Source organism: Ramlibacter sp. 2FC, assembly GCF_005503345.1.
In the GTDB taxonomy this organism is placed as follows: Bacteria; Pseudomonadota; Gammaproteobacteria; order Burkholderiales; family Burkholderiaceae_C; genus SCMQ01.
This window is the reverse complement of record NZ_SCMM01000011.1, coordinates 1-26,903: the sequence shown is the minus strand read 5'-3', so window position 1 is coordinate 26,903 and position 26,903 is coordinate 1. Positions and strand designations below refer to the sequence as shown.

25 protein-coding genes are annotated in these 26,903 nt (G+C 64.7%); 12 read left to right on the top strand and 13 right to left on the bottom strand.

The genetic code is table 11. The features are described 5' to 3' along the window. Nucleotides 1-55 precede the first annotated feature (55 nt). The 6 genes from FFS10_RS06980 to FFS10_RS06955 all read left to right on the top strand — a co-directional run bounded on the left by FFS10_RS06980 (nt 56) and on the right by FFS10_RS06955 (nt 7,324). A complete protein-coding gene (locus tag FFS10_RS06980; RefSeq protein ID WP_137892961.1) occupies nt 56-940 on the top strand; it encodes an AAA family ATPase in 885 nt (294 codons plus the stop codon). Further along, on the top strand, nt 937-2,322 hold the full coding sequence (locus FFS10_RS06975; RefSeq protein WP_171016026.1) for a vWA domain-containing protein: 1,386 nt from the start codon (nt 937-939) through the stop codon (nt 2,320-2,322). The genes FFS10_RS06980 and FFS10_RS06975 overlap by 4 nt, the downstream gene beginning before the upstream one ends. A gap of 2 nt (nt 2,323-2,324) precedes the next feature. Next, nucleotides 2,325-3,206, top strand: a complete 882-nt coding sequence (locus FFS10_RS06970) for an FAD binding domain-containing protein (protein ID WP_137892957.1) — start codon at nt 2,325-2,327, stop codon at nt 3,204-3,206. Further along, complete coding sequence (locus FFS10_RS06965; protein WP_283957620.1) at nt 3,203-3,751, top strand: (2Fe-2S)-binding protein; 549 nt, start codon at nt 3,203-3,205, stop codon at nt 3,749-3,751. The genes FFS10_RS06970 and FFS10_RS06965 overlap by 4 nt, the downstream gene beginning before the upstream one ends. Further along, entirely contained in the window at nt 3,751-6,162 is a 2,412-nt protein-coding gene (locus tag FFS10_RS06960; RefSeq protein ID WP_137892953.1) for a xanthine dehydrogenase family protein molybdopterin-binding subunit, read from the top strand. Before FFS10_RS06965 ends, FFS10_RS06960 begins: the two co-directional genes overlap by 1 nt. 154 nt (nt 6,163-6,316) lie before the next feature. Beyond that, on the top strand, nt 6,317-7,324 hold the full coding sequence (locus tag FFS10_RS06955) for an XdhC family protein (protein ID WP_137892951.1): 1,008 nt from the start codon (nt 6,317-6,319) through the stop codon (nt 7,322-7,324). Between the two features lie 150 nt (nt 7,325-7,474). On the opposite strand, the gene FFS10_RS06950 is transcribed toward FFS10_RS06955, so the two are convergent. Further along, the gene (locus FFS10_RS06950; RefSeq protein WP_137892949.1) at nt 7,475-8,353 is read right to left on the bottom strand and encodes a LysR family transcriptional regulator; all 879 of its coding nucleotides are present in this window, start codon (nt 8,351-8,353) and stop codon (nt 7,475-7,477) included. Nucleotides 8,354-8,464: 111 nt separating this feature from the next. Between FFS10_RS06950 and FFS10_RS06945 the strand changes: the two genes are divergently transcribed. Both FFS10_RS06945 and FFS10_RS06940 read left to right on the top strand, forming a co-directional pair. Continuing rightward, complete coding sequence (locus FFS10_RS06945; protein ID WP_137892947.1) at nt 8,465-9,451, top strand: Bug family tripartite tricarboxylate transporter substrate binding protein; 987 nt, start codon at nt 8,465-8,467, stop codon at nt 9,449-9,451. 19 nt (nt 9,452-9,470) lie between these two features. Then, nucleotides 9,471-10,652, top strand: a complete 1,182-nt coding sequence (locus FFS10_RS06940; RefSeq protein WP_137892945.1) for a M20 aminoacylase family protein — start codon at nt 9,471-9,473, stop codon at nt 10,650-10,652. 170 nt (nt 10,653-10,822) lie between these two features. On the opposite strand, the gene maiA is transcribed toward FFS10_RS06940, so the two are convergent. From maiA to FFS10_RS06880, 12 genes are all read right to left on the bottom strand, one after another. Then, complete coding sequence (maiA, locus tag FFS10_RS06935) at nt 10,823-11,461, bottom strand: maleylacetoacetate isomerase (protein ID WP_171016025.1); 639 nt, start codon at nt 11,459-11,461, stop codon at nt 10,823-10,825. Beyond that, nucleotides 11,461-12,162, bottom strand: coding sequence for a fumarylacetoacetate hydrolase family protein (locus tag FFS10_RS06930; RefSeq protein ID WP_137892941.1), 702 nt, complete (start codon nt 12,160-12,162; stop codon nt 11,461-11,463). Before FFS10_RS06930 ends, maiA begins: the two co-directional genes overlap by 1 nt. A gap of 44 nt (nt 12,163-12,206) precedes the next feature. Beyond that, nucleotides 12,207-13,256, bottom strand: coding sequence for a cupin domain-containing protein (locus FFS10_RS06925; protein ID WP_137892939.1), 1,050 nt, complete (start codon nt 13,254-13,256; stop codon nt 12,207-12,209). A gap of 169 nt (nt 13,257-13,425) precedes the next feature. Further along, the gene (locus FFS10_RS06920; protein ID WP_137892937.1) at nt 13,426-14,139 is read right to left on the bottom strand and encodes an ABC transporter ATP-binding protein; all 714 of its coding nucleotides are present in this window, start codon (nt 14,137-14,139) and stop codon (nt 13,426-13,428) included. Beyond that, nucleotides 14,136-14,894, bottom strand: a complete 759-nt coding sequence (locus tag FFS10_RS06915; RefSeq protein ID WP_137892935.1) for an ABC transporter ATP-binding protein — start codon at nt 14,892-14,894, stop codon at nt 14,136-14,138. The genes FFS10_RS06920 and FFS10_RS06915 overlap by 4 nt, the downstream gene beginning before the upstream one ends. Continuing rightward, complete coding sequence (locus tag FFS10_RS06910; RefSeq protein ID WP_137893081.1) at nt 14,891-15,895, bottom strand: branched-chain amino acid ABC transporter permease; 1,005 nt, start codon at nt 15,893-15,895, stop codon at nt 14,891-14,893. The genes FFS10_RS06915 and FFS10_RS06910 overlap by 4 nt, the downstream gene beginning before the upstream one ends. Further along, nucleotides 15,895-16,818 (bottom strand): branched-chain amino acid ABC transporter permease, encoded by a 924-nt coding sequence (locus FFS10_RS06905; RefSeq protein ID WP_137892933.1) that lies wholly within the window; start codon nt 16,816-16,818, stop codon nt 15,895-15,897. The genes FFS10_RS06910 and FFS10_RS06905 overlap by 1 nt, the downstream gene beginning before the upstream one ends. Before the next feature lie 3 nt (nt 16,819-16,821). Continuing rightward, nucleotides 16,822-17,994 carry an ABC transporter substrate-binding protein gene (locus tag FFS10_RS06900; protein WP_137892931.1) on the bottom strand — a complete coding sequence of 391 codons (1,173 nt, stop codon included), beginning with the start codon at nt 17,992-17,994 and terminating at the stop codon, nt 16,822-16,824. An 86-nt stretch (nt 17,995-18,080) separates the two neighbouring features. Beyond that, the gene (gene nagAb / locus FFS10_RS06895; protein WP_137892929.1) at nt 18,081-18,398 is read right to left on the bottom strand and encodes a naphthalene 1,2-dioxygenase/salicylate 5-hydroxylase systems ferredoxin NagAb; all 318 of its coding nucleotides are present in this window, start codon (nt 18,396-18,398) and stop codon (nt 18,081-18,083) included. Between the two features lie 7 nt (nt 18,399-18,405). Then, a complete protein-coding gene (locus FFS10_RS06890; RefSeq protein WP_137892928.1) occupies nt 18,406-18,876 on the bottom strand; it encodes an aromatic-ring-hydroxylating dioxygenase subunit beta in 471 nt (156 codons plus the stop codon). A gap of 13 nt (nt 18,877-18,889) precedes the next feature. Next, nucleotides 18,890-20,191, bottom strand: coding sequence for an aromatic ring-hydroxylating dioxygenase subunit alpha (locus FFS10_RS06885; protein ID WP_137892926.1), 1,302 nt, complete (start codon nt 20,189-20,191; stop codon nt 18,890-18,892). A gap of 48 nt (nt 20,192-20,239) precedes the next feature. Beyond that, nucleotides 20,240-21,226 (bottom strand): 2Fe-2S iron-sulfur cluster-binding protein, encoded by a 987-nt coding sequence (locus tag FFS10_RS06880; protein WP_137892924.1) that lies wholly within the window; start codon nt 21,224-21,226, stop codon nt 20,240-20,242. 121 nt (nt 21,227-21,347) lie between these two features. Here FFS10_RS06880 and FFS10_RS06875 point away from each other — a divergent pair, with 121 nt between their 5' ends. From FFS10_RS06875 to FFS10_RS06860, 4 genes are all read left to right on the top strand, one after another. Further along, entirely contained in the window at nt 21,348-22,271 is a 924-nt protein-coding gene (locus FFS10_RS06875; RefSeq protein WP_137892922.1) for a LysR family transcriptional regulator, read from the top strand. Between the two features lie 210 nt (nt 22,272-22,481). Beyond that, nucleotides 22,482-23,681 carry a GAF domain-containing protein gene (locus FFS10_RS06870; RefSeq protein ID WP_137892920.1) on the top strand — a complete coding sequence of 400 codons (1,200 nt, stop codon included), beginning with the start codon at nt 22,482-22,484 and terminating at the stop codon, nt 23,679-23,681. A 168-nt stretch (nt 23,682-23,849) separates the two neighbouring features. Next, nucleotides 23,850-25,598, top strand: coding sequence for a GMC family oxidoreductase (locus FFS10_RS06865; RefSeq protein ID WP_137892918.1), 1,749 nt, complete (start codon nt 23,850-23,852; stop codon nt 25,596-25,598). Between the two features lie 60 nt (nt 25,599-25,658). Further along, nucleotides 25,659-26,903 (top strand): aldehyde dehydrogenase (locus tag FFS10_RS06860; protein ID WP_137892916.1); only part of this gene is annotated, 1,245 nt, incomplete at its 3' end.

Below are 26,903 nucleotides of genomic sequence, written 5' to 3'. Positions count from 1 at the left end.
GCCACCGGTTGCACGCGTCGCAGCCACGGCATAGCAAGCATGAGAGGAAATCCGCATGACCGCCGCTGAACTCATTCCGGACGTGGAGAAGCTCATCGCGCGGCTGGAGGCGCATGACTATTTTGCTGCGCGGGGCTTGGCGGTCGCGCTGTTTTGTACCCTTCGGCTGCCTCAGCCGCTGCTGCTGGAGGGCGAAGCGGGCGTTGGCAAGACGCAGGCTGCCAAGTCGCTTGCCGCGATGCTGGGATCTCCGTTGATCCGGCTTCAGTGCTTCGAAGGCATCAGCGCCAGCCAGGCTCTCTACGAATGGAACTACCCTCGACAACTCCTCGACATCCGGCTTGCCGAGGCGCGTGGTGATGCGCTTGACGGACACTCTCTGTTTTCGCGCGAGTATCTCTTGCGACGGCCGCTCTTGCAGGCGCTGGAGCATCCGGGTCCGATGCCGGCCGTGCTCCTCGTCGACGAGGTCGATCGAGCCGACGAAGAGTTCGAGGCGTTCCTCCTCGAGATGCTGTCTGAGGCGGCAATCACTATTCCCGAACTGGGCACCATACGTGCGGCCGTCCCTCCGGTAGTGGTCCTCACCTCGAATCGGACGCGAGATCTCCATGACGCGCTCAAGCGCCGATGCCTATATCACTGGATCGACTACCCCGACGTCGAACTCACTACCAGGATCGTTCGGCGCCGTGTGCCTCAAGCGCCGGCCGCACTGGCCGCACAAATCGCGGCTGCCGTGCAGCGGCTGCGCGAGCTGGACGTGCAGAAGCCACCAGGCTTGGCGGAGGCCATCGACTGGGCACGTGCCGCGCAGCTTCTCGGAATCTCGCTGCTAACCGCCGAGGCCTCCGATCAGACCCTTGCTTCCGTATTGAAGTACCGGGAGGACCAGGACGTCGCACGCGGCCGTGGCCTCGCATGGATCGCAGGCAGATGAGATCCGAAAACGATCTGTTCGGACGACTGGTCGGGGCCTTCGGGAACCGCCTGCATGCTGCCGGGGTGCCGGTCGACCCCGACCGCAGCGCACGCTTTGCCGATGCCATCGGTCTTGCCGAGCCCAAGACCGTCGAGCAACTCTACTGGATCGGGCGCGTGACCCTCTTGACAGCACGCGATCAGGTACCCGCCTACGACGCTGTTTTCCAGCAGTGCTTCATGGATGCGTCGCCGTATGCGCAGGCCCTGAAGGACGAGCGGCGGCCCGACGAAGGCACGCCGGGCATGCCGGAGGAGTCCGTCAACGATGGGGGGGCAGAGTACGAGTCCGGGGACGCGACGTCCGGCTCGTCCCTGCCGGACCAACTGGCCTTGGCGGACGATGCGTCGGACCTAGCGCGTACTGCGGCGGGCGAACCGGCGGGCGAGCTTTCTGGCGAGAGCAAGCGCGCAGGAGCGGTTCTCCGGATGAGCGCCGAGGAGCGCCTGGCGGTCAAGGACTTCGCGGCCTGCACGCCCGAGGAGCTGGCGACGCTGGCGAGTGCTATCGAGCGGCTTCGCTTGATGCCACCGCCGCGTCGCACATCGCGCATGCGTAGCGGCCGTAAGGGCCGGAACGTCGATGTGCGGGCCACGATCCGGCGATCTTGTCGAACGGCTGGCGAGCCCATGGTCCTCGTGCGGCAGGAGCGCGTCTTGCGTCCGCGACGGGTGGTTTTGATCGCCGACGTTTCAGGATCAATGGAGTCCTTTGCGAGACTCTACCTGCACTTGATGCGCGGCGCGGTGCAGGCGCTGCACGCGGAAGCCTTCGTGTTCGCCACGAGACTCACCCGTTTGACAAAGGTGCTCGGCACCCACCATCCTAATGCAGCCTATCGGCGGGCCCTGGACAGCGCGCCCGACTGGTCCGGTGGCACGCGGATCGGACAGGCACTGGCCGACTTCGTGGACCAGCACGGCCGGCGCGGCGTGGCACGCGGCGCGGTAATCGTGATCGTTTCCGACGGCTGGGAGACTCAGAACGTCGGGCTGGTCGAAAGCTCCATGCGTGAGCTGTCGCGACTGGCCCACCACATCGTCTGGATAAATCCGCGCATGGCGGCTGATGGCTATCGCCCCCTGGTGGGCGGCATGGCTGCCGCGCTTCCTTGGGTGAATACTTTCGTGCCGGGCCATACCTATCGAGCCTTGGAAGAGGTCGTCGCGGCCATCAGCGCCGCAACGCCCCGGATGGGGAGTCGCGGGGCGCTACCGGATCATTCAACCACTGCACTGAGGAGACACATGACAGCTGATCATTTTTCGAGTCGGACGCCGGCGGGGCGCGGCGAAGACATGCCTATCCATCCATCGACGATGCAGCGTCGCAGGAGCTGACGATGAAGCCACCCAAATTCGAATTCGTGCGTGCCGACTCTGTCAAGGGCGCCATCGCCGCGCTCAGTGAGTACGGCGAAGGTGCGCGGATCCTGGCCGGCGGGCAGAGCCTGGTTCCGATGATGAACCTGCGAATTGCGCGGCCCACGCACCTGATCGACATCACGCGCATCCCCGGTCTCGACCGGGTGGAGGAGCACTCCGACGGTGTCGTGATCGGCGCCGCGGCGCGCCACTACGCAGTCGAAGGAAGCGACGTCGTCAAGCGCGTTTGTCCGCTCGTGCCGGAGGCGCTCAAACTTGTGGCCCATGAGACGATCCGTCATCGCGGCACGGTCTGCGGCAGCCTCGCGCACGCCGACCCCCATTCCGAACTGCCGGCAGTTGCTGTGGCGCTCGATGCAGTGATCACAATCGCGGGCCCGTTGGGCGAACGCCACGTCCCGGCTTCCGAGTTCTACTTCGGTCCGTTCATGACGGCCGTCGGGCCCTCGGAAATGGTGACAGCGGTCAAGTTTCCAGCGATCCCGAGCTCGGCGGGCTATGCGATCGCGGAGTTCGCCCGGACGCACGGGAATTTCGCCATCGCGGGAGCCGTGAGCATCATAGAGCTGGACGCCGACGGTTCCGTCCGCCGGGCGGCGCTGAGTCTCTTCGGACTGGCGAGCCGGCCGCTGCGCGCCTCTATGGCCGAGCAGGCACTGCTTGGCAAGGTCCCGACGGCCGAAGTCATCGAACGGGCGGCTGCCGCGGCGCTCGAGGGCGTCGAATGCAGCGAGGACATGCACGGGTCCGCGGCCTACCGTACGAACATCGGTCGCGTCTACGCGGCCCGGGTCATCGGCACCGCGGTCGCGCGGGCAAATGCAGGAGAACGACAGTGAGCCAATCTGGAAAGCAAAACATCACCCTGGTCGTCAACGGCACGAAGCGGGTGGTCGGTGTCGAGAGCCGATCGCTGCTGTCCGATGTGCTGCGACGAGACCTCGGCCTCGTCGGCGTGCACGCCGGCTGTGAGCATGGCGTTTGCGGCGCCTGCACCGTGCGGATCGATGGCAAGTCTGCGCGCTCCTGCATCACGCTGGCAGTGCAGATCGATGGAAGTAGCGTCGACACCGTGGAAGGACTGGCCGATGGAACGAAGCTCCATCCGGTACAGGAGGCGTTCTGGCGCTGCAACGGTCTTCAGTGCGGCTTCTGCACGCCAGGCATGCTGATGCGGGTGACGGAGTTCCTGGAGACGAATCCCACGCCGACACGGGAAGAAGCGCGCGAAGCCATCGCGAGCAACCTCTGCCGGTGCACGGGCTATCAGCACATTATCGATTCGGTGATGGAGGCGGCAGCCAGGCTGCGTGGTGAGGAATGGTCCGCGACGGCTGGCATCCCGGCCGCGGAACTGCGCGACCCAACGAAGGAGACACGGTGATGGCCATGCAAGGCATGAAGCAACTGCAATGGATCGGTCGATCCATTCCGAAGGTCGAGGATCGCAAGTTCCTCATGGGGCAGGGCGGCTACGTCGACGACCTCGACCTGCCGAACATGCTACATGTCGCCGTGGTGCGCAGCCCGGTGGCACACGCCCGCATCACAAGCATCGACACATCGCGCGCACTGGAGCTTGACGGTGTGGTCGCTGTGATTACCGGCAAGCAGGCCGCGGAGCTCTGTGATTACATGCCGGACTTCAACCCGGAGCCGAACCTGCACAAGTGGCGCGTTCTGGCCGACGAGAAGGTCCGATTCGTCGGTGAAGGCGTCGCGGTCGTCGTGGCGCAGAGCCGCTACATCGCCGAGGACGCGCGGGAGCTGGTGGACGTTGAGTACGAGCCTCTTCCGGTAATCCCGAATGCCCGGGCCGCGATGCAGCCCGGCGCAGCCTTGCTCCACGAAAAGATGGAGTCCAACGTGGCGCTGGACAGCACACTTTCGTTCGGCGACGTGGACGGCGAGTTCGCACGCGCTGACATCGTGGTGCGCGAGACCGTACGCTGGGGCCGCACGTCGGCGCAGCCGCTGGAGACAGTGGGTGCGATAGCCAACTTCAACCCGGCCACGGGGATGTTGACGATCAATTCGAATTCGGTAGCGCTCACCAACTTCGCGTTCCTCGTCGCCGGCACGCTGAAGGTGCCCAGCAACAAGCTGGACCTGATCCCAATGCCCGCCGGTGGCAGCTTCGGTGCGAAGTTCTGGGCGGTGCGAGTGGCCGTCACGGCCGGCATGTGCTCGAAGTTTCTCGGCCGGCCCGTCAAATACGTGGAGGACCGGCTCGATCACGCCGTCAGTTGTGATCATCACGGCTCCGAGCGCGAGTACGAGATCGAGTTGGCAATGACAAAAGAAGGCGAGCTCCGTGCCATCCGGTTCGACGTCATCGACGACTATGGCGCCTACTTCCAGTTCGGCCTGGGCACCCACGGCAATGCGATGTCGCAGGTGATCGGACCGTACAACATCAAGGCCGTATCCTATCGCGCGCGCGGCGTGTTCAGCAACAAGTGCCAACAAGGCGCCTATCGAGGTTTCGGCTCCGAAGTCCACAACTTCGCGATTGAACGCATCGTCGACAAAGCGGTGCGGGAACACGGCTTCGATCCGATCGAGCTGCGGCGCCGCAACTTCATCCAGCCGTCGCAATTCCCCTTCAAGATTCCGGGTGGGAATGTCTACGACTCCGGCAACTACGAGGGCGTCCTGAAGCAGGCGCTTGATCTCGCCAAGCTGGACCACTGGCGTGCCGAGCAGACGAAGGCGAGGGCGCAGGGTCGCTACATCGGGATCGGCCTGGTCACCTGCCAAGAGCGCAGCGTCTACGCCGCCAACGAGTGGTGGTTCTTCCGCCGAAGCCCGGCCATGGGCGTGACCAGCGTGCCCGAGAGCATCTCGATCAGCGTCGACGCACTCGGCGCCGTTTCGGTGACACTCTATTCGACCGCATTCTGGGGCAACAGCCCCGAAACGGTAGTGGCGCAGGTGCTGGGCGAGGAACTCGGCGTCAACCCGGATGACGTTAGCTTCAGCTACGCGGGAACGGCCAAGGGGCTGCCGGCCAGCGGCCCGGGCGGCAGCCGGTTCACCGTGATGATCTCCGGTGCCGTGCAAGGGGCGGCCGCAAAGATCCGTGCGAAGGCGCTGAAGGTCGCCGCGCACATGATGGAGATCAGCGAGAACGACCTCGAGTTTGTCAACGGCGGCGTCCAGGTCAAAGGCGATGCCGGCAAACGGTTGAGCCTGGCGCAGATCGCCGTCATGCCGCGCCTGTTCAAGCACCAGCTGCCGGCAGACATCGACAGCGGCTTCGAGGCGGACATGGTCTTCGACCACCCGTACACGACGCTTCCGACCGCCGACCGCAGCGATCTTGGTGTCTTCTACCCGATGATGGCCCACGCGGCGCACATTGCCGTGGTGGAGGTGGATGTGCAGACCGGCGCGATCAAGTTTCTCGACTATGTGGCCGTTCACGACTGCGGGACCGTCGTGAACCCGCGCTCGCTCGATGGCCACGTCATCGGCGGCCTGGCCCAGGGGGTGGGCCAAACGCTGCTGGAGGAGTACGTCTACGACGAGGATGGGCAGATCGTCAGCTCGTCGCTGATGGACTACCTGATCCCGTCGGCCATGGAGGTGCCGGAGGTCCGACTGGGCCACCACGAGACGCCTTCCCCCTTCACTCCCTACGGCATGAAGGGCGGCGGCGAAGGCGGCCGGATGCACGCACCCGCCGCTATTGCCTGCGCGGTGGACGATGCGCTTGCTCCGCTCGGGGCCAAGCGTGCAACCTACCTGCCGCTGACTCCGGAACGCGTCCTCAACCTGATCCAGGGGCGCTGAGGGAGAGGCCGGCAAGGGGCCCGCCATGTGACTGTGCATGGGTGCCATGCATCCTGCACAGTTGCTGGCAAAGAGAAATCGCCACTTGGCGCCAGGCGGTTCGAATCAGTGACACTGCGGCGACGGCTGGCGCCCGCCGCCCTAAGAGCGATCCATGGACAACGTCGATCTGAGCGTTCTCAAGCAAGTCCTCGCCTGGCGAGAAGGCGGCCATCATGTTGTGCTCGGCACTGTCACCCGCACCTGGGGATCGGCGCCACGGCCGATCGGCTCAGTGGTGGCCGTGCGTGGTGATGGCCAGATCGTCGGGTCGGTTTCGGGTGGCTGCATCGAGGACGACTTGATCGACAAGGTGCGCAACGGCGCGCTCGGACTTGCCAAGCCGGAGGTGGTGCGCTACGGCGTGGGCGCGGAGGAAGCGACGCGCTTCGGCCTACCCTGCGGCGGCACGCTGGAGCTCGTGCTTGAACCGGTGGGCGAGCAGTCCAAGCTGTCCGAGCTCGTCGAGCGCCTCGCGCGCGGCGAACTCGTGCGACGCGAGCTGCACCTACGGACGGGCGAAGTCACGTTGACCCCGCCGGGCGACGGCGACGTTCTTCAGCTCACCGAAACAACGCTCGTCACGACGCACGGGCCGTGCTGGCGGCTGCTGCTGATCGGCGCTGGCCAGATGACCCAGTACATCGCGACGATGGCGCGCGCACTGGACTACGACGTCATCGTCTGCGATCCCCGCGACGAGTATGCCGAGGGCTTCTGCATCGACGGCGCGCGGCTGGTGCGCGGCATGCCCGACGACGTGGTCGTGGAGCTGCGGCCCGACGGTCATACCGCAGTCATCGCCCTCACCCACGACCCTAAGCTCGACGATCTCGCGCTGATGGAGGCGCTGCGCGGCCCCGCGTTCTACATCGGGGCGATCGGATCGCGCGTGAATCAGGCTAGGCGCAAACAGCGGCTTGGGGAGCACTTCGGCCTCACGGACGAGCAGCTCACACGGCTGCACGGACCGGTGGGAATCAAGAACGGTGCCCGCACACCGCCGGAGATCGCCGTGAGCATCCTCGCTCAGCTGACTGCGGTGCGCTACGGCTACGTGATTCCCGATCCAGTCCAAGTGACCCCTGCCGCGCCGGGCGCCGAAGCCGGCTGCGTAGTCTGACGACTCCGGTCAATCTTGCACTACTAATTTGCGTTCAACGATATCGAAATCATTCATTTGAATCCTGTCATTGGCTGGACTCGGACAGGATCGCCCGCCGCATGGAAGGCGTTCTGGCGAACACATTGAGCAAATGTCAGAACGGCGACTTCACCGCAGAACCGTTGCCATCAGCTTTCGAATCTCGGGCAGGTAGAGAGCCTCGGCCTTGTGGGCGATGGTGACCAGGCCGAAGCGAGCCTTTATCGCCAGTGGCGGGTGAAGCTTGATTTCTACCAAGTCTGGCGCGCATGCCCGTATGGCCAATAGAACAGTGTCAGTGTCTTCAGTCACCTGTATCAGGTGGGATATCTCGTCGCTTCGGAACTTCACCATGACCTCGGGGTGTGCCTTCTCCCCATAGCGCTCGATCAGGATTCGGGCCGTTTCCTCACTCTGCGGCGTCGAGGCGATGGGGTAGCTGGTCAGGTGCTCGAAGCTGACCTTGGCTGACTTCGCCAAGGGATGGTCTTTCCTGCACATGAAGATGCCGTCCATCTCGGCGACCTGCGTCACGCTGAGGTCGGGGGCCGGTTGCAGCGCGCGAACGTCGACCACGAGCGCATCGAGCTGGCGCTCCCTGAGCATCTGGACGAGACTTGCGGTGTTGGACCGCACGATGTCGACATGGAAGCGGGGGAAGTGCTGCGCGAAGTGCGCCATGACCGGGGCAGTCAGCATAGCCCCCGGCCCGGAACTCAGCCCCAGCCGCACGCGCCCCGAGTCTTGCGCGCCCAAGTGCTTGCCGCAGTGCCTGAGCTGCTCCGCTTCCTCGACCAGTGCCCGGCTGCGTGCGAGCACCTCGCGGCCGAAGACGGTGAGCTCGATGCGCTTGCCGATGCGGTCAAACAGCAACTGGCCGAGCTCATCCTCCAGGGACTTGATGCTGCGGCTCAGCGCAGGTTGCGTCATGCACAACTGGCTTGACGCCTTCACGAAAGAGCCCACTTGGGCCAGGACGATGAAGTGGCGCAGCTGGACCAGAGTCATGGAATCAATGCGTTTGAGATCATGAAAATGCAAAACAAAATGCATTGGACGCCATGATTCTACGTCTCTAAGATGACCCGGGAAACATTCCATCTTGCACAGGAGTCAGAAATGAAATCCCCTCTCAAGGCGCTGGCCGGCGCACTCGGCAGCCTTTTGATCTGTGGCGCTGCGTCGGCACAGAACTTCCCCTCCAAGCCCGTGACGCTCATGGTGCCGTATCCGGCCGGCGGGGTATCGGACGTGATCGCACGCACCGTCAACACGGTCCTGGCCAAGCGCCTGGGCCAGCCGGTACTGGTCGAGAACCTGGGCGGAGCCGGCGGGGGCATCGCGGCGCAAAAGGTCCTCAACAGCCCGGCCGACGGTCACATGGTTTTCCAGGGCTCGCCCAATGAGTTGATTCTGGCCCCCCTGTCGAACGCCGCCATCAAGTACAAGCCCGAGGACTTCCGCCTGGTGCAGATGATCACCATCAACCCGCTGGTGATGCTGGCCCGCAAGGACCTGCCTGCCGGCAATGGCGACGAACTGGTGGCTTATGCGAAGAAGACTGCCGCCGCCGGCAAGCCCATGACCTTCGCAAGCGTGGGCCCCGGCTCGCTGTACCACCTGCTGGGCGAGCACATGTCCAAACTGACAGGCGTACCCATGACCCACGTTGCCTACAAGGGCGGCGCGCCGGCTGTGCAGGACCTCCTGGGTGGCCAGGTCGACATTTTCATGACGCCCTATGGCAAAGGGCAGGTGCAACTGGTGGAAGACGGCAAGCTCAAGGCGCCGGCTGTGCTGTCGGCAGAGCGCCAGGAGCTGTTCAAGAAGGTTCCGACGCTCAACGAGAGCACCGCGCTCAAGGGCTTCGTGTTCGATACCTGGGCCGGCTACTTCGTCCACAAGGACACGCCCGAGCCTGTGGTGCAGGCGCTGCACAAGGCGTTGAGCGAAGTCGCGAACGATGCGACGGTGCGCGATGCCCTGGAAGCGCAAGCCATGATCGTGCCGCGCCCCCAGCCGCTGGCGGCCGTGGCCAAGCTGTATGCAGAGAATACGGCCAAGTACCAAGCGATCGCCAAGTCGATGAACCTGAAGCCGCAGTGACGGCAGCCAGGAGGAACTGATGGAAGCCACCTACCTTGGTCATTCGCTGTCGGAGCGCATCGGCGAGTTCATCCGCATCCGTCGGGACATCCACGCCCACCCCGAGCTCGCGTTCGAGGAGCACCGCACGGCCGCACTCGTGGCGCAGAAGCTGGGCGACTGGGGCTACGAGGTCACCACCGGCCTGGGGCGGACAGGCGTGGTGGGCACCCTGCGACGCGGCAGCGGCACGCGGTCGATGGGCATACGGGCCGACATGGATGCCCTGCCCATCCAGGAGATGGGAACCGCCGAATGGAGGAGCCGCACGCCCGGCCGCATGCACGCCTGCGGTCACGACGGTCATACGGCTACGCTGCTGGCGGCGGCCCGGATCATCGCGGAGGACATTGCCTTCGACGGCACGCTCCATCTGATCTTCCAGCCGGCGGAGGAGGGAGCCGGCGGCGCACTGCAGATGCTCGCCGACGGCCTGTTCGAGAAATTCCCTTGCGATGCCGTTTATGCCCTGCACAACCTACCGGGCATCGAGACCGGGTGCTTCAAGTTCAGGACCGGGCCGGCCATGGCGTCGAGCGATAACGTGACCATCACCCTCACGGGGGTGGGTGGGCACGGCGCCCTGCCGCACGAGTCGGTCGACACCGTGGTGGCCGCGGCATCCGTCGTGATGGCCCTGCAGACCATCGTGGCCAGGAACGTCGATCCGGTGAAGTCGGGCGTGGTCTCGGTCGGCGCGTTGCATGCGGGCCAGGCCAACAACGTCATCCCCGAGGAGGCCCGGCTGGAGCTGAGCGTGCGGGCGCTGGACCCGCAGGTGCGCCAGCTGCTCAAGACGCGCATCTTCGAACTGGTCGAGCTGCAGGCGGCCAGCTACAGGGTAAAGGCCACTGTCGACTGGCGGGATGGCTACGACGTGCTGGTCAACACCCCCAGGGAAACCAAACTGGCGATCGACGTGGCGACCCGTTTGTTCGGCCCTGAACGCGTCGACCCCGACGGCCCGCCGCTAACCGCCAGCGAAGACTTTGCCTTCATGCTGAACGAGGTGCCTGGCTGCTATTTCTTCGTCGGCAACGGCGGTCCGGGCACGCCCGGGGCCTGCACGGTGCATAACCCCAGCTACGATTACAACGACGACATCATCGAGCCGGGCGCGGCCTTCTGGGCTGAACTCGTCGCAGCGTACTTGAAGCACTGATCCTACTGGGTCAATAACGCCGTCGAGCGCTGACCGCGGCGCAATGCGGGCAAGGTTCCGGGCCGCCTGCGGGTGCGACGCTCAACCGAAGGCGCAGCGTCCAGATCGAATCCGGCACCTGACGCCATCGCTCGATGGCCGGGCCAAGGCTTGCGGGGAAAGCTGCCGGCTCAGGCCGCGTCGGGCTGCACGGAAGGCGCCGCACGCCTGAAGGCATCGAGCTCGCCGCAGGCGGCATCCACCGCGCGAATCAACGGATAGGGCGTGAGGTCCACGTTGAAGCGGCGCGCACTCTCCACCTGGGGCACCAGGTAGACGTCGGCCAGCGTAGGTGTGTCGCCGAAGCTGAAGCGCCCGCGCTTCGGGGCCGATGCCATCAATGCCTCGTAGGCGCTGAAGCCGGCGTTGATCCAGGTGCCGCACCAAGCGTCGACAGCGGCAGCGTCGGCGCCGAACTGCTTGCGCAGGTACTCGAGGATGCGGCGGTTGTTCACCGGATGGATGTCGCAGCCCACGAGGGCCGCCAGAGCCCGCACGTGAGCGCGCTCCAGCGCCGCAGTCGGCAGCAGCGCCGGGGTGGGGTACTTCTCCTCCAGCCACTCGATGATGGCCGGCGACTGGATCAGAATCTGCTCGCCCGTGTCCAGCGCGGGCACCAACTGCTGTGGGTTGACCGCCTTGAACGCCTCCTGCAGGTGCTGTTCGGTTCGCAGGTCCACGGCCACGTACTCCGTGTCCAGCCCTTTGAGATTGAGCGCAATGCGCAGGCGGTGCGAGGTGCCGCTGCGAAAGAAGTTGTAGAGCTTCATCACTCGGCCGGGCCGACGTTCAGCGCGATCTCACCCACGCCCTCGACACGGCCGGTGATCTTGTCGCCCGCCACCACAGGGCCAACGCCCTCGGGCGTGCCGGTATAGATCAGGTCGCCCGGCTCAAGGTGATAGAAGAGCGAGAGGTCGGCGATGATCTCCCGAATGTTCCAGATCAGCTTGTCCACGTCGGAACTCTGCTTGACATGGCCGTTGACGCTCAGTTCGATGGCGCCATGGTCGATGACCGTGCCCTCCATAGGCACGATTTCGCTGCACACCGAGGACTGTTCCACGTCCTTTCCCAGGTCCCAGGGGCGGCCCTTGTCACGCGCCACCAGCTGCAGGTCGCGCCGCGTCATGTCCAGGCCGCAGGCGTAGCCGTAAACGATCTCGTGCGCGCGCTCGACCGGCACACGAAACCCCGGCTTGCCGATCACGAGCACGAGCTCCATCTCGAAGTGGTAGTTCGTGGTGCCGGGTGGGTAGGCCACGGTGGCGCCGCTTTGCACCAGGGTCTGCGGCGACTTGGTGAAATAGAACGGGCGCTCGACCGACTTGTCGACCGGGCGACCCATCTCGACCGCATGCGCGTGGTAGTTGCGGCCGACGCAGAAGATGCGGTTGACGGGCAGGCGCTCGGCCTTGCCGCGCACGGGCAGGGATTGAACGGCGGGCGGATTCCAGAGGTAGGTGGTCATGAGAAGAATTCCTCGATGCAATGGCGGGGCGGGGTCCGGGAGCGTCAGCCCCGGTTCTCGTAGACGCCGAGCTTGCGGTGCAACGGCGACTCGTCGGCGATGAAGATGAAGGAGGGGCGGTCAGGCAGGCGGTTGCTCAGCGTGACGGCTTCGTAGCCGGGCGCGCAGCAGGTGTCGGCCTCGGCCAGCGTGAAGGAGCTGCCGAAGACCTGCACTTCGACGCCGCCTTCGATCAGATGGAACACCTGGGCCGGTGAGCGCGCGGGCAGGCGCAGCGTCTGGCCGGGGCGAAGCATCAGCGCGTAGAAGCCAAGGATGTTCTCGGCGTCATCGCCGGTCTCGGGGTTCACGTAGGTGATCTGTACGGCATCCAGGTCGGGCTGGTCCTCGGCCAGCGCCTCGAGCGCGGCGCGCGCGTCCACCCAGGGGTAGCGCAGCATCGGGTAGCGCTTGCCGGACCGACCGAACACCGGCGTGGGCACCACACCGCCGCGTGCGTAGGCGCGGTCGCCGCGGCCCGGCACCTGGGTCTGGCGCTCGCCGTTGATGTGATAGCTGGCCTCCATGTAGTAGACCAGGGGCAGGTCCAGCACGTCGAGCCAGACCACCGGCTGGTCGCCGTCGTGACCATGCTCGTGCCACAGGCCAGTGGGCGTGAGGATCAGGTCGCCGCGGCTCATCGGGCATTTCTCGCCGTCCACCGTGGTCCAGGCGCCTTCGCCTTCGACGACCATGCGCACCGCGTTGGGTGTGTGGCGGTGCGAGGGCGCCCATTCGCCGGGCAGCAGCAGCTGCATGCCCAGGTAGATCGCGGCGCTGGCCTGCATCTTCTCCAGGCCGTGGCCCGGGTTGGCCAGCACCAGCACGCGGCGCTCGGCCTTCTCGATCGGCGTCAGCTCGCCGGCCTGCAGCAGCAAGGGCTTGAGCGACTGGTAGGACCAGAACGTCGGCTTCGTCTGGCGCGTGGGCACCTTGGGCGGAAGCACCCCGCGCAGGCTGGGCCACAGGGGCACCAGGTTCTGTTTCGTCAGCTCGTCGCGGTAGTCCTGCGGCAGGTCTTCCAGGCGGCCGAGCGGTTGATCGGAGTCGGTCATGGCGGTTCCTTAAAACGGTGGTGACGGTGTGCGTTCAGGCTGCGCCCAGGCCGAACGGCGCAGGCGTGGGGGCAACGATAGAGCGGAACAGGTCGTTGAGAGCCTCGCTCTTCCTGCTCGCACCTCCGCGAGCATCTGCTTCATGTTGTTGATCACGGTTGGCAGCGACTCAGACGCCCAGATATTCATGAACGATGCGCGGCTCGGCGCGCAGGGCTGCCGAATCGCCGGACCAAACGACCTTGCCCTTCTCCATCACGAAGTGACGGTCAGCCAAGTCCATGAGGGGGCCGAGGTTCTTGTCGATCACGATCATCGACAGCCCTTCGGACTTGAGCTCGCCCAGGGCGCGCCAGATCTCTGCACGGATCAGCGGCGCAAGGCCTTCGGTGGCCTCGTCGAGGACCACCAGCCGTGGATTGGTCAACAACGCCCGTCCGATGGCCAACATCTGCTGCTCGCCCCCCGACAGCTGGGAGCCCAGGTTGCTGCGACGCTCTTTCAGGCGTGGGAAGAAGCCGTAGACACGATCAAGCGTCCACGGCTTGAGCTTGCTGGCAGGATTGGTCCTGGCGGTGGCAACCAGGTTCTCCTCCACCGTCAGGTTCGGAAACACTTGGCGTCCCTCGGGCACCAGGCCCAGACCCAGCCTGGCAATCTGGTACGAGGCCAAGCCTTCCACAGCCTTGCCATCGAACTCGATCTGCCCGCCCTTGGGCGGGAGCAGTCCGAAGAGGCACTTGATGGTGGTCGATCGCCCCATGCCGTTGCGCCCGAGCAGGGTCATTACCTCGCCCTCTTTCATCGAGAAATCGACGCCGAACAAGACCTGGGCGGCACCGTAACCGGCCTTCAGGCCGCTGACGTTCAGGAAGTTCTTCATGCTTCGCCGACCTCCTCTTCGCCCAGGTAGATGCTGCGGACTTCCTCGTTGCCGCGGATCTCCTCGGGCGTGCCGGTGGTGAGGATGCGCCCGTAGACGAGCACGCTGATACGGTCGGCCAGGGCAAAGACGGCATTCATGTCGTGCTCGACCAGCAGGATGGTGTAGCGTCGCTTGAGCGACTTGAGAAGCTCGACCACCGCCGCCGACTCCTGCACGCTCATGCCGGCCATCGGCTCATCGAGCAGCAGGAACTTGGGACGCGAAGCCAGCGCCATGGCCAGCTCCAGCTGGCGGCGCTCGCCATAGCCCAGCTCGGAAGCCAGGACGTTGGCTCGCGAGGCCAGGCCCGCCGCCGCTATGCCTTCGTCGGCCGCCGCCAAAGCAGCCTTGTCCTCGAGCAGGGGCTTCCAGAAACTGAAGGCGTGCGTGCGCGCCCCGCGGGCGGCCAGCGCAGCATTCTCGCGCACCGTGAACTCGTCGAAGACCGAAGTGATCTGGTATGAGCGCACCAGACCCCGCCGCGCCCTGGCATAGATGCCCTGGGCCGTGACGTCCTCGCCCGCGAAGTGGATCTGTCCGCTGTCCGAGCGCAGCTCACCCGAAAGCTGGTTGATCAGCGTCGTCTTGCCTGCCCCGTTGGGGCCGATGATGGCATGGAGCTCACCTTGCCGGATGTCCAGCGAAACCTCATCGGTGACGAGCAAGGCGCCGTAGCGCTTGGTGATCGCCTGGGTATGCAACAAGCTGCTCATTGCGCGCTCCCCCTTGCCGCAAGCGCGGAACGAGCAGAGCGCTCCTTGGCACCGCCCAGGCTCGCCCCCAGCTTCTCGAACCAGCCGATGATGCCGGTCTTGCCCAGCATCGCAACCGCGAGGATCACCAGGCCAAATACGGCCATCCAATGCTCGGTGTAGGCCTTGAGAACCTCCTCGATGCCGAGAAAGGCCAGCGTCCCCAGCACGGGGCCGAAGACGGTGCCCATGCCGCCAAGCACCACCATCACGATGAGCTCGCCCGAGACCATCCACGACATGCTGCTCGGCGACGCATAGGCGTTGAGGTTCGCCAGCAGCATGCCGGCGATGCCGCAGAAGACCGCGGAGAGAACATAGGCGGTGAGCTGGTAGCGCTGCAACGGCAGCCCGACAGAGGCCACGCGGCGGTCGTTCTGTCGCCCCCCACGCAAGGTCATGCCAAAGGGCGAGTTGCGCAGCCGCGTCAGCCAGTACACCAACAAGGCAAGCAACAGCCAGGCCGCGTAGAACACGTCCTGGGGCGTGGCCAGCTGCCATCCGAAGAACTCGCTGGGCGTGGGGACGCTCATGCCGTCGTCGCCGCCGTACTGCTTGAGGCTGACGATGACGAAATAACCCATCTGCGCGAACGCCAGGGTGATCATGATGAAGGCGATGCCCGAGGTGCGCAGACTGATCTGCCCGGTGAGCCCGCCGACGAGCACGCAGGCGACCACGCACATGCCCAACTGAGCCCAGCCCGAGGTGATGCCATAGTACGCAGGCAGGGACACACTGTACATGCCGATGCCGATGAACAGGGCATGACCCAGGCTGACGAGCCCACCGAAACCCAGCGCGATGTTGAGCGCGCTGGCGGCGATCGCGTAGATCAATACCCGGGCCACGAAGGCCACGAGAAAGTTGTCGTTCGTGGCTGCAGCCACCGTGGGCACCGCAGCCAGGACGAGCATGAGGATCACCGGCAGCAGTTGCGCCGGTCGCAGGAACTTGTTCATCATTTCCCCTTGTGAGCCGGGAACAGGCCCTGTGGTCGCCAAGCGAGGATCACCGCCATGAGCAGGTAGATCAGCATGGAGGCCAGTGCCGGCCCTGCCGCGTTGGCCACTTCCCGGTCGGCGAACTCACGGATCAGCATCGGCAGGAAGGTGCGGCCCAGCGTGTCGACCAGGCCGACGATGATGCCGGCGTAGAGCGCACCGTGCACCGAGCCGATGCCGCCGATGACGATGACCACCAGCGTGGTGATCAGCACCGGCTCGCCCATGCCGCTTTGCACCGACAGAATGGGGCCTGCCATGGCCCCCGCGAGCGCCGCCAGCGCCGCACCCAGCGCGAACAGCATGGCATTGAGCAAGCGGATGTTCACGCCCAGGGCGCCCACCATCTGCGGATTCACCGAGCCGGCGCGGATGAGCATGCCCACGCGCGTCTTGTGGATCAGCCACTGGCTACCGGCAGCCACCAGCAGACCGACGACGATGATCAGGAAACGGTAGGTCGGGTAGGTGAAGCCGAGCAGCTCCACCGTGCCGGACAGGGCCTCAGGCAGCGAGACGAAGACCGGCTGAGGTCCCCAGACCATTCGCACCACCTCGTTGAAGAACAGCACCAGGCCGAAGGTCGCCAGCACATGGTCCAGGTGGTCGCGCCGGTACAGGCGCGAAACAGCCACCCATTCCAGCAGCAAGCCGACCACCACGCCGGTGGCCAGCGCCGCCAGAACCCCCAGCGCGAAAGACTCGGTGTGCACACCGACCACGGCGGCCGCATAGGCACCCAGCATGTACAGCGAGCCGTGAGCCAGGTTCACGAAGCTCATGATGCCGAACACCAGCGTGAGCCCGGCGGCCAGCAGGAACAGCATGACGCCGTACTGCAGGCCGTTGAGCAGCTGCGCGATGAGCAGGGAAGCCGTCATGTCTTACCTCGGCTTGCACTGGGAGACGTAAGCGTCCTGGTGTTCCTGCAAGGGCGTGCCGATCTGCTTGACCACCACCTGCGAGCCCTCCTTGGCCACCTGGAAGGCGTAGTAATTCTGCACCGGCATGTTGTTGGCGTTGAAGCGGAACGGCCCACGCACGGCCTTGAGCTCGGCGCCTGCGGCCTTGACTGCCGCAGCGAAAGCCGCCTTGTCGGAAGTGTTGCCCTTGACCTTACCCACAGCCAGGTCGAGCAGGCGCGCGGTGTCGTAGCCTACGGCGGCGTAGTGGCTCGGCACGCGACCGTACTTCTTGCTGAAGTTGGCCACGAACTCGGCGTTGCCCGGGGTCTTGAGCGCGACATCCCACATGGCGCCCGTGATGGTGCCCACGGCCGCATCGCGCAGGGACGGCATGGTCGTTCCATCGACCGTGAAGGCCGACAGCATGGGCACGCGCTTGCTCAGGCCGGCCTGGCTGAACTGCTTGACGAAGTTCACGCCCATGCCTCCAGGATAGAAGACGAACACAGCATCCGGGCCGGCCGCCTGGAGTTGCGCGATTTCGGCAGAGTAGTCCGGTTGGTTGACTTGGGTGTACACCTCGTCGAGGACCTGCCCCTTGTAGTAGCGCTTGAACCCGGCGATGTAGTCCTTGCCGGCCTGGTAGTTGGGGGCCATCAGGTAAACGCGCTTGTAGCCACTGTCCTGTGCAAACTTGCCCATGGCCTCGGCTGCGCCATCGTTCTGCCAGGCTGCGGAGAACACATTGGGCAGACAGCCACTGCCGGCGATGGGCGACGGACCCGCGTTGGTGGCAATGACCACCGTGCCCGACTCGACGATGCGAGGCAGACTGGCCATCAGGACATTGGAAAATCCCAGGCCGACGATGGCGTCCACCTTGTCGCGGTCGATGAACTTGCGCGCAATCTGGTTGCCCAGCTCGGGCTTGAGTTGATCGTCCTCGCGCAGCACGGTCACGGGCTGCCCGCCGAGCTTCTTGCCCAGCGACTCGATGCCCAACATGAAGCCATCGTACTGATCCTGGCCGACCGCGGCGACGGGGCCCGACAGCGGACCGGAGAAGCCGATCTTCACTTCGGCCTGAACAGCCTGCAGGGCCAGCAGGGAGGCGCCGGCCACCAGCGTTTTGATAACGGATTTGGAATACACAGTTGTCTCCTGTAAGGAAGGTCCACCGTTGGCGAAGACGCAACGGCAGAAGGCGGGTGTGCCGGCTTGCGCCAGCACCGTTTCGATCAGTCGAGTCGGAGCATCACGCGCATGTTCTCGATCTTTACCGGGTAGGTTCTGATGTCCTCGGTCAGCGGCGCACACATCGCCTTACCGCTGCAGACATCGAAGCGCCCCTGGTGCAGGGGGCACTCGATCTCGCGCCCCTCCAGGAACCCGTCGCTCAAGCGCGCCGCGCCGTGCGTGCACAGGTTGTCGGTGGCGAAGATCTCGCCCTCGACCTCGTAGAGAGCAATGTCCTTGCCCGCCACGTTGACACCGACCACGTCGCCCTCGGGTACGTCGTCGCGGGCGGCAGCATCAATCCAGTCCGGGTTGCTCATAGGTGCCTCAAATGGGGTAGATGATCGAGTTGGGGATCATTTCGCTGTCGTAAATGCACAGGCGCGACTTGAACTTCAAGCCTTCGGCTGTGCGCACCACGGTGTCGATGTAGCGCCCCACGTTGAACACGGTCGACACCTGGGACAGCTTGGTGCGAAGAACAGCGTAATTGGCCTCGCATTCGAACCGGCCGTCGACGATCTTGCGAACGACCGGTGCGCCGACCACATGGCGCTGGTAGTAAGGGTCGTGAAACAGCGTTTCGCGGATGCCGTAGACGCGGTCCTTCAGCATGCCCTTGCTTTCGAACGACAGCGTAGCCAGCGGGAAGCCGCGCTCATGGTTCTCGCGCGGCTGCAGGCGATACACGCAGTCCTCCGTGAAGAATTCGGGCCACAGGTCCCAGTTGCCGGAATCGACCGCACTGGCGTAGTCGGCGTAGAGCTGGGTCAGTGCGTGGTAGGTCTCGAAGTCCATCGTGCTTCCTTTCTCAGTCGCGGCCGTGGGCACAATCCGCCGCGGGCTCGGCCTGGGGCTTTTCCATCACCTCGCGCCAGTAGCGGTACATGCCGCGAATCAGGGTTTCAGTCACCATGTGGTCGGTGTTCTCGACCTCGCGGCCGCCGAGTTCGACCAAGCTGCGATGAAACGGCTTCTGCTCGAATCCCTGCTGCGAAAGCTCGATCACCTCGCCATCGTCGGCCGAGACGAAGCCCGCGGGCCCGAACAGGTTGGCCTGGCGCAGGCGGCGCTGCGTCATCTCCTCGCTGTCATCCTCGAAGCCGAAATGGGTCCAGACAAAGTCGAACGAGCCATGCCCGTTGGGCTGGATATGGCGGGTCGACACGCTGTTGACCTGCTGCTGCAGGATGACGCTCGGAAACAGGGTCGTCATGACGGCCGTCGGGCCGCCCCACCAGGGCTCGGGCACGATGTCGAGAAAGCGCGGGTCGTTGAGCTGCATGCTCTCCTTGAAGCTCGACACCTGCGTGACCTGCTCGGACTTGCCGCCCTGGCCGCGCGTGGAGATCATCGCGGCATGACGATGGCGCGCATCCATCTTGAGCTCGGACTTGTTGTCGGCGCGCCAAAGGCCGAACGTGACGAACCAGGTGTGCAGCAGGCCCGGGTGATACGGATCCTTGATGTTTTCCTGCATCAGCTTCCAGTTGCCCGGAATGCGCTGCCGGTTGTAGCCGAGGATCTTGAGCTTGCGGCCGTTGAACAGGCGGTCGAAATAGCCAAGGATCGTGGGCCCCATGAAATCCTCGAGCGATTCGATGTCCGGGTCGAATGACGCAAAGACAACGCCACCGCGGGTGGCCACCTTGAGCTTGGTCAGTCCGTGATCGGCAGTCTTGAAGTCCGCGGGCATGCCGCCATGGACCTTGCCATCCTGCTTGACACCGCGCCGAAACGGCACGCCCTGCAGGTCGCCTTTGAGGGTGTAGCTCCATTGGTGGTAGGGGCAGACGAATTCCTTTCTGTTGCCGTGTCGCTCGCGGCAAAACTGCATGCCGCGATGGGCGCAGACATTCTCGACCACGCTCACGCTCCCGTCGGCGTCGCGCACCATGAGGACCGAGCGCTCGCCCACCACGGTGCGCTTGAAGTCTCCGGGGTTGGGAATCTCGGCCTCCAGACCGACATAGCACCAGTGACCAGAGTAGAACAGCCGATCCAGCTCGCGCTTGTACAGATCCTCGCGCGTGTACGCCCAGAAGGGCACTCGGCTGCTGCCGTCGTCAGGCCACTTCGGGTCCTGGGGAAACACTGTCTTGGGTTCACTCATCTCTCGGTCTCCTTGGGTGTGTACTGGGCATGCCGGGGAAGGCGTGGGTCAGACGCCGCTGGGATAAAAGGCATCGGCGTAGATGTACTCGGGCTCCACACCTAGCCGCTTGACGAGAAGGCTCAAGGCCTCGACCATGGCCGGAGCGCCGCACAGGTAGGTGCGCCACCCTGCCAGCGAAGGCAGGTCGCGCTCGATCACATCGGTCACGAGGCCGGAGCGCTGGCCTTCGGCGACCGGGCCCGTGGCGATCACGACCTGCACGGTCAGGTTCGGGTGCTTGGCCGCCAGCGCCTGCAGGCGCTCGGCGTCGTAGAGGTCCTGTTGGCTGCGCACGCCGAAATACAGGTGGATGGGGTTGTCCATTCCGGTCTCGAGCGCACCGCGCACAATTGAAAGCACCGGGGCCAGCCCTGTACCGCCCCCGACACACAGCATGGGGCCTGTGTGCTTGCGACGCAGGTAAGCCGTACCCAGCGGGCCGCTGATTCGGATGGACGCCCCGACTTCCAGCTGGTCGAACACGTATTCGGTGACGCGGCCGTCCGGGACCAGGCGGATCTGGAACTCCATCTCATCGTCGCCGGGCAGGCCAGCCATCGAGTAGGGACGGATGTGATCGGGGGTGAACTGCAGCGTGGCGTACTGGCCCGGGCTGAATTCGAGCGACTTGGCGAGCTTGACGCGGATGCGACGGATGTCGTGCGTCGCCTCCTCGATGGCGGTGACGGTGCCCTTGACAATGCGGGCGGGATGCACCACCACCTCGTCCACTTCGGGTACTTCGATGGTGCAGTTCTCGGTCAGCACGGCCTGGCAGGCAAGCACATAGGTGTCGGCGCCGGCCTGGGGGCGACCTGCTTCCGGTCCGCTGTCCAGCACCTGACCCTTGACCACCCGGCAGCGGCAGGTGCCGCAGCGGCCGGCCATGCAGCTGTAGGAAATCGGAATATCGTGCGTACGAAGCACGTCCAGCAGGTTATTGCCGATTTCGACATTCAGCTGCCGATTGAGGGGTTCGACGACGAGTTCCATGTTCAGCTCTCTGTGTATGAGTGTTGTCTCCTGATGCAGCAATTCTGGCGAGCGAAGTGATATAAGTCCATGCAGCGAGTTTGATAGAAAGAATCACCAACTTGAATATCATTCGTCAACCATGAACCTGCGTGACATTGACCTCAACCTGCTGGTGGTCTTCAATCAGCTGCTGATCGACCGCAGCGTTTCGACCGCCGCCGACAAGCTGGGCCTGACGCAACCGGCCGTCAGCAACTCGCTCAAACGTCTGCGTGCGGTGCTCAAGGACGAGTTGTTCCTGCGCACCTCGCGCGGCATGGAGCCAACGCCCTATGCGCTCCATCTGGCGGAGCCGGTCGTTTACGCGCTCAACGCCCTGCAGTCAGCCCTCACTCACCGGGACTCCTTCGACCCGATGACGAGCAGGCGCACATTCAACCTGGCGATGACTGACATCGGCGAGATCTACTTCATGCCGCCGCTCATGAACGCCCTCGCGCAACGGGCGCCGCACATACAGATTAGCACCCTGAGGCCCCACGCGAGCAACCTCAAGGAAGACATGGAATCCGGGTCGGTGGACCTTGCGGTGGGTCTCCTGCCGGACCTTCAGACGGGTTTCTTCCAGAGACGCCTGTTCCGCCACCGCTATGTCTGCATGTTCCGCAAGGGCCACCCCGAGGCGCACACGCCTGTCAGCCTGGAGCAGTTCTGCAAGCTGGAACATGTTGGCGTCGTTCCCGCAGACACCGGGCACAGCGACATCAACGGGCTGCTGGAGCGCGCGGGCGTCAAGCGGCACATGAGGTTGCTGGTGCCGCACTTCATCGCGGTAGGCCCCATCCTGCAAAGCACGGACCTGATCGCAACCGTGCCGCAGCGCTTCGCCGAGCGCGTCCAGGATGCCTTCAATCTGGTCACATCCCCGCACCCCGCTCGGCTGCCTGACATCGCCATCAATTTGTTCTGGCACGCCAAGTTCAATAGGGACCCTGCCAACCTGTGGCTGAGGCAACTGTTCGTCGAACTTTTCGCGGATACGGAATCGCGCCGCAGCAACTGAGCGGCACGGCCACAGGCGCCATCCCGTGCGATTGCCATCACCGGCCAGCATGCACCGTATCAATATCAGTGATGGCGCGCGCGGCGTTCTTGCTGCAATATTTCCGGGCAGTGATCGGCGCCGCACCGGCGCCAGACATAGCCGACGACCAAGGACGACCCAGTGAGTTCCGCTCCTCGCGCCCTCTTTTTCACCTCCGCAACGCAGCGCGTGGAACTCGCGCGTCAGCGCTACTTCGAAGAAGGCCTGCTTCCTTCGGGCATCGTCAGCAACGCTGTTCTGGACTCCTGGTTCCGCTGTCAGCGACTCGGGTACGACCCGCAACGGTCGGTCGAGTTCAACCTCGTGTCCAACAGCCGTGTGCAGCTCGCGCTGCAACGCAATCGCCAGCTGGTGGAGGCCTGGACCGGCGAGCTCCCAGAGCTCGAGCGAACGCTCGCCGGCACTTCCTGTTCTGCCATCCTGACGGATCCATCCGGCGTGCTGGTCGCCACCACCGGTGGAGGTCGGGCGCAGGACGTGATCACCCCTGTCGCACACCGCATCGGCGTCAACCTGTCGGAGGACGCCGCGGGCACCACCGCGCCGGCGCTGGTCGTAAAAACCGGCAAGGTCATCACCGTGCTTGGCGGCGAGCACTACTTCGACAGCGTCAAGCCCATGAACTGCGCGGCCGCCCCCATACACAACACCCGGGGCCAGCTTGCGGGCGTGTTGAACATCTCCAGCGAGGGTTTGCCGTTTGACTTCGATGCAGCCGCGGTCGTCTCTCTGTACGCCACGTCCATCGAAAACAGACTGTTGACGGCCCAGGCGAACGAGCACCTGCTGCTTCGTTTGCAGGTCAGCCCATCACTTCTCGATACGCCGATGGTGGGACTCGCGGGGATCGACGGACAAGGGCGCCTGACCTGGGCCAATGGCGTGGCCTCCCGTCTCCTGGGCATGGATCTCTCTGGAAGGCAAGACCTTCTGCCCGGCGTGGATGGCATCTTCGGGGTGAGCCTGGATCGTCTACTGGCGCTGCCCCAGGCGGGAGCAACGCCGATGAGGCTGGCCAATGGCCTGTCTGTCTGGATGCGCGCATTCATGCAGGCGCCGGATGGTCTTCGTGGATTGAACATCCGCCGCGAAACGACCGAAGCACCGCCCACAGCACTTTGCCTCCCGGCGTCGGTCGCGCCTGGATCATCGGCGCAAGCTTTCGAAGAGAGTCTGCACGATGCTGCGGCGACTGCCGCTGATCCTCCGCCGGCCCCCCCACCCTCGCTGCGAGCGTCAGACCAGGAGCTCATCGCGCGAACGGTGCGCGCCTTCGGCGGCAACATATCGGAGGCGGCCAGGCAGTTGCACGTCTCGCGCGGACTGATCTATCGCCGCCTCAAGCAAGCCCAAGGCGACTGTCCCTGAGGAGGCCCAGTGCACAGGCCCTGGCTTGTCTCATAACGGAACAATCCGGCGCAAGGGTTTTCCCGATGTGCCGTGAGGAGGCCGTGATCCCTACGCTTGCCTCCTGTGAGCGCCCAGCCGTGGTCGTGGTGGCCATGTGGGCTGGGTCTGCATCACGCGGAGACATGCATGCAAGATCACACCATCGAATTCGCCGAGGCACGGCGCCACGACTCGCTTCAGGAGCGCCTGGAGCGCGCGTTCATCAGGGGACGGCTGTCCCGCCGGGCCTTCATCCGGGCCGTCACGGCAGCAGGCTTATCGACCACCGGCCTTCAGGTGCTGGCAGATGAGCTGGAGGCCATTCGTGCCAATCAGACGGAGCGGGCGGCAAAATTGCAGTCCAGCTATGACTACATCGTCGTGGGTACCGGGAGCGCCGGGTGCGCTCTGGCAGGCCGCCTGGCACAGCGCACCGAGGCCAGCATCCTGCTGATCGAAGCCGGCGATTGGGATGTGGCGCCATCGGTGATGAACCCGGGCGTATGGTTCACCAACCTGGGAACCGAGCGGGATTGGAAAGACGTGGCCATTGCCACGCCGTTCACGAACAACCGGCCCATTCCCGAACACATGGGCAAGGTGGTCGGCGGAGGCAGCAGCATCAACGCCACGATCTGGGCACGGCCCTTCAAGAGCGATCTGGACCATTGGGCCGAGGTCAGCGGCGACAGTGCCTGGGGTTATGAATCCGGGCTCGCCATCTACCGGCGCCTGGAAGACTGGCAGGGCACGCCCAGCGCACGCTATCGTGGCAAGGGCGGCCCCGTCTGGTGCCAGCCTGCGCATGACCCGCACCCGCTGGCGCCGGCCATGTTGGCCGGTTGCAGGAGCCTGGGTCTGCCAGTGCTTGACGATCTCAACGGCGCACGTGAAGAACGTGGCAACGGCTTTGCGCTGATGAACCAGATCATCAAGAACGGGCAACGCAACAGCATGGCGCGGGCCTACCTTTATCCGGTTCTCGCCCGCGAGAACGTCACTCTGCTGGTCAATGCCCATGTCGACCGCCTCACGTTCTCTGGCCAACGGGTGACTGGCGTGCAGCTCAATCGTGGCGGCACGGTGGCCCAGGTCGAGGCCAGGACCGAGGTCGTACTGTCTGCCGGTGGGGTCAACACGCCCAAGTTGCTGATGCTCAGCGGCATTGGCGATGAAAAGCAGCTGCGCGCGCACGGCATCAAGGCGGTCATGCATGCGCCCGAGGTCGGCCGCAATTTCCAGGACCACCTCCTGCACGGCGGATGTCTATGGGAACCCAAGGAGGCCATGCCCCACCGCAACAGCGCAGCGGAAGCATCCGGTTTCTGGACCAGCAACAGCGCGGCAACGTCGCCGGACGTGAACCTGGTCCAGATCGAACTTCCCTATGCAAGCGAGGTGGTTGCCAAGGACTATGCGCCGCCGCCCACCAGCTGGGCGCTGTGCGCAGGCCTGGTGGCCCCCAAGAGCCGAGGAACGGTGTCGCTTCGCTCTGCCAAGCCAGATGATCGCCCGGTCGTCGACGCCCAGTTCCTGAGCCATCCCGATGACGTGAAGGCGCTTGCGGCTGGCATCGAACTGGCCCGGGAAATCGGCAACTCCGGCCCCATGCGCGACTTCGTCAAGAGAGAAGTGGTGCCGGCAAAGTCGCTCAAGGGCAAGGAAATGGAAGCCTTCATTCGCAATGGCGCGACCACCTACTTCCATGCCAGCGGCACCTGCCGCATGGGCAAGGACTCGCAGGCTGTCGTCGACGCCAAGCTGCGCGTCAACGGCGTGCAAGGCCTGCGCATCGCCGACAGTTCCATCATGCCCCGAATCGCCAGCGTGGCGACGATGGCCACCTGCGTCCTGATCGGTGAACGGATGGCGGACATCCTGCTGCCGCCCACGTGAGCATGAGACCCCGACCACGGCCCTTTTTTCCAACCACTTCCTTGAAAACATTTAAAGACCATGGAATCCCAACTTCTCATTGACAACCAATGGGCTCATGCCCAAGACGGTGCCATGTTCGAGCGTCGGCACCCGGTATCCGACGAAGTCGTGACGCGCTCGGCAGCCGCAGGGGTCGCCGACGCCGTGCGCGCCGTCGAGTCGGCGAGCGCAGCTTTCAAGGCCTGGCGCCGCTCACCACACAGCGAACGACGCCGCCTGCTGCTGAAGGCCGCGGATATTCTCGAGGCCAAGACACCTCAGTTCATCGAGGCAATGGCTCGCGAGGTGGGTGCGTCGGCGCTGTGGGCGGGTTTCAACGTCCACCTCGCAGCCAATGTGTTCCGCGAAGCGGCGTCCCTGGCCACGCAGATTCAAGGTGAGACGATTCCCACCGACAAGCCGGGCGCATTGTCGATGACGCTGCGTCAGCCTGTAGGCGTGATCCTGAGCATCGTGCCCTGGAACGGTACCGTGGTACTGGCGGCACGCGCGATCGCCTACCCCATCGTGTGCGGCAACACCGTGGTCTTCCGTGGATCCGAATCCAGCCCGCGCACCCACGCTCTGGTGGCGGAAGCCCTGGTCGAGGCGGGCTTCCCGGCCGGCGTGCTCAACTACCTCAGCAACGCTCCCCAGGCCGCCGGCGATGTGGTGGACGCCATGATCGCGCACAAGGCTGTGCGCCGTATCAACTTCACGGGCTCGACCCGGGTGGGCCGCATCATCGCCCAGAAGGCCGCCACGCACCTGAAGCGCTGCCTGCTGGAGCTGGGCGGCAAGTCACCTCTGGTGGTGCTCGACGACGCAGACCTGGACGAGGCCGTCAAGGCAGCCGTATTCGGCTCCTTCCTGTACCAAGGGCAGATCTGCATGTCGACCGAGCGACTGGTGGTCGACGAGAAGGTGGCCGACGAGTTCGTGGCCAGGTTCGCCGCACGCGCCAACGAGCTGAGCAGTGGTGACCCTGCGGCAAACCCGCAGTGCATCATTGGACCGATGATCAGCCCCCACTCGGGCACGCGGATCAACGACTTGCTGCAGGACGCACTGGACAAGGGCGCAAAGCTGGTTTGCGGCGGGGTGGCCTCGGGTGCAGTGATGCCCGCCACCATCTTGGACCACGTCAAGCCGAACATGAAGATCTACGACGAGGAAACCTTCGGCCCGATCACCGTGGTCGTGCGCGTCAAGGGGCCGCAAGAGGCCATAGACGTGGCCAACGACAGCGCCTATGGTCTGTCGTCGGGCGTGTTTGGTCGCGAC

What these genes read in the sequence shown, in the direction of transcription:
- FFS10_RS06890 (WP_137892928.1), bottom strand. Translation starts at nt 18,876, where the DNA reads ATGGACTTCGAGACCTACCACGCACTGACCCAGCTCTACGCCGACTAC.
- FFS10_RS06920 (WP_137892937.1), bottom strand. Translation starts at nt 14,139, where the DNA reads ATGAAGAACTTCCTGAACGTCAGCGGCCTGAAGGCCGGTTACGGTGCC.
- FFS10_RS06930 (WP_137892941.1), bottom strand. Translation starts at nt 12,162, where the DNA reads ATGACCACCTACCTCTGGAATCCGCCCGCCGTTCAATCCCTGCCCGTG.
- FFS10_RS06945 (WP_137892947.1), top strand. Translation starts at nt 8,465, where the DNA reads ATGAAATCCCCTCTCAAGGCGCTGGCCGGCGCACTCGGCAGCCTTTTG.
- FFS10_RS06950 (WP_137892949.1), bottom strand. Translation starts at nt 8,353, where the DNA reads ATGACTCTGGTCCAGCTGCGCCACTTCATCGTCCTGGCCCAAGTGGGC.
- FFS10_RS06940 (WP_137892945.1), top strand. Translation starts at nt 9,471, where the DNA reads ATGGAAGCCACCTACCTTGGTCATTCGCTGTCGGAGCGCATCGGCGAG.
- FFS10_RS06975 (WP_171016026.1), top strand. Translation starts at nt 937, where the DNA reads ATGAGATCCGAAAACGATCTGTTCGGACGACTGGTCGGGGCCTTCGGG.
- FFS10_RS06955 (WP_137892951.1), top strand. Translation starts at nt 6,317, where the DNA reads ATGGACAACGTCGATCTGAGCGTTCTCAAGCAAGTCCTCGCCTGGCGA.
- FFS10_RS06865 (WP_137892918.1), top strand. Translation starts at nt 23,850, where the DNA reads ATGCAAGATCACACCATCGAATTCGCCGAGGCACGGCGCCACGACTCG.
- FFS10_RS06875 (WP_137892922.1), top strand. Translation starts at nt 21,348, where the DNA reads ATGAACCTGCGTGACATTGACCTCAACCTGCTGGTGGTCTTCAATCAG.
- FFS10_RS06905 (WP_137892933.1), bottom strand. Translation starts at nt 16,818, where the DNA reads ATGACGGCTTCCCTGCTCATCGCGCAGCTGCTCAACGGCCTGCAGTAC.
- maiA (WP_171016025.1), bottom strand. Translation starts at nt 11,461, where the DNA reads ATGAAGCTCTACAACTTCTTTCGCAGCGGCACCTCGCACCGCCTGCGC.
- FFS10_RS06980 (WP_137892961.1), top strand. Translation starts at nt 56, where the DNA reads ATGACCGCCGCTGAACTCATTCCGGACGTGGAGAAGCTCATCGCGCGG.
- FFS10_RS06915 (WP_137892935.1), bottom strand. Translation starts at nt 14,894, where the DNA reads ATGAGCAGCTTGTTGCATACCCAGGCGATCACCAAGCGCTACGGCGCC.
- FFS10_RS06925 (WP_137892939.1), bottom strand. Translation starts at nt 13,256, where the DNA reads ATGACCGACTCCGATCAACCGCTCGGCCGCCTGGAAGACCTGCCGCAG.
- FFS10_RS06885 (WP_137892926.1), bottom strand. Translation starts at nt 20,191, where the DNA reads ATGAGTGAACCCAAGACAGTGTTTCCCCAGGACCCGAAGTGGCCTGAC.
- FFS10_RS06910 (WP_137893081.1), bottom strand. Translation starts at nt 15,895, where the DNA reads ATGAACAAGTTCCTGCGACCGGCGCAACTGCTGCCGGTGATCCTCATG.
- FFS10_RS06970 (WP_137892957.1), top strand. Translation starts at nt 2,325, where the DNA reads ATGAAGCCACCCAAATTCGAATTCGTGCGTGCCGACTCTGTCAAGGGC.
- FFS10_RS06960 (WP_137892953.1), top strand. Translation starts at nt 3,751, where the DNA reads ATGGCCATGCAAGGCATGAAGCAACTGCAATGGATCGGTCGATCCATT.
- FFS10_RS06880 (WP_137892924.1), bottom strand. Translation starts at nt 21,226, where the DNA reads ATGGAACTCGTCGTCGAACCCCTCAATCGGCAGCTGAATGTCGAAATC.
- nagAb (WP_137892929.1), bottom strand. Translation starts at nt 18,398, where the DNA reads ATGAGCAACCCGGACTGGATTGATGCTGCCGCCCGCGACGACGTACCC.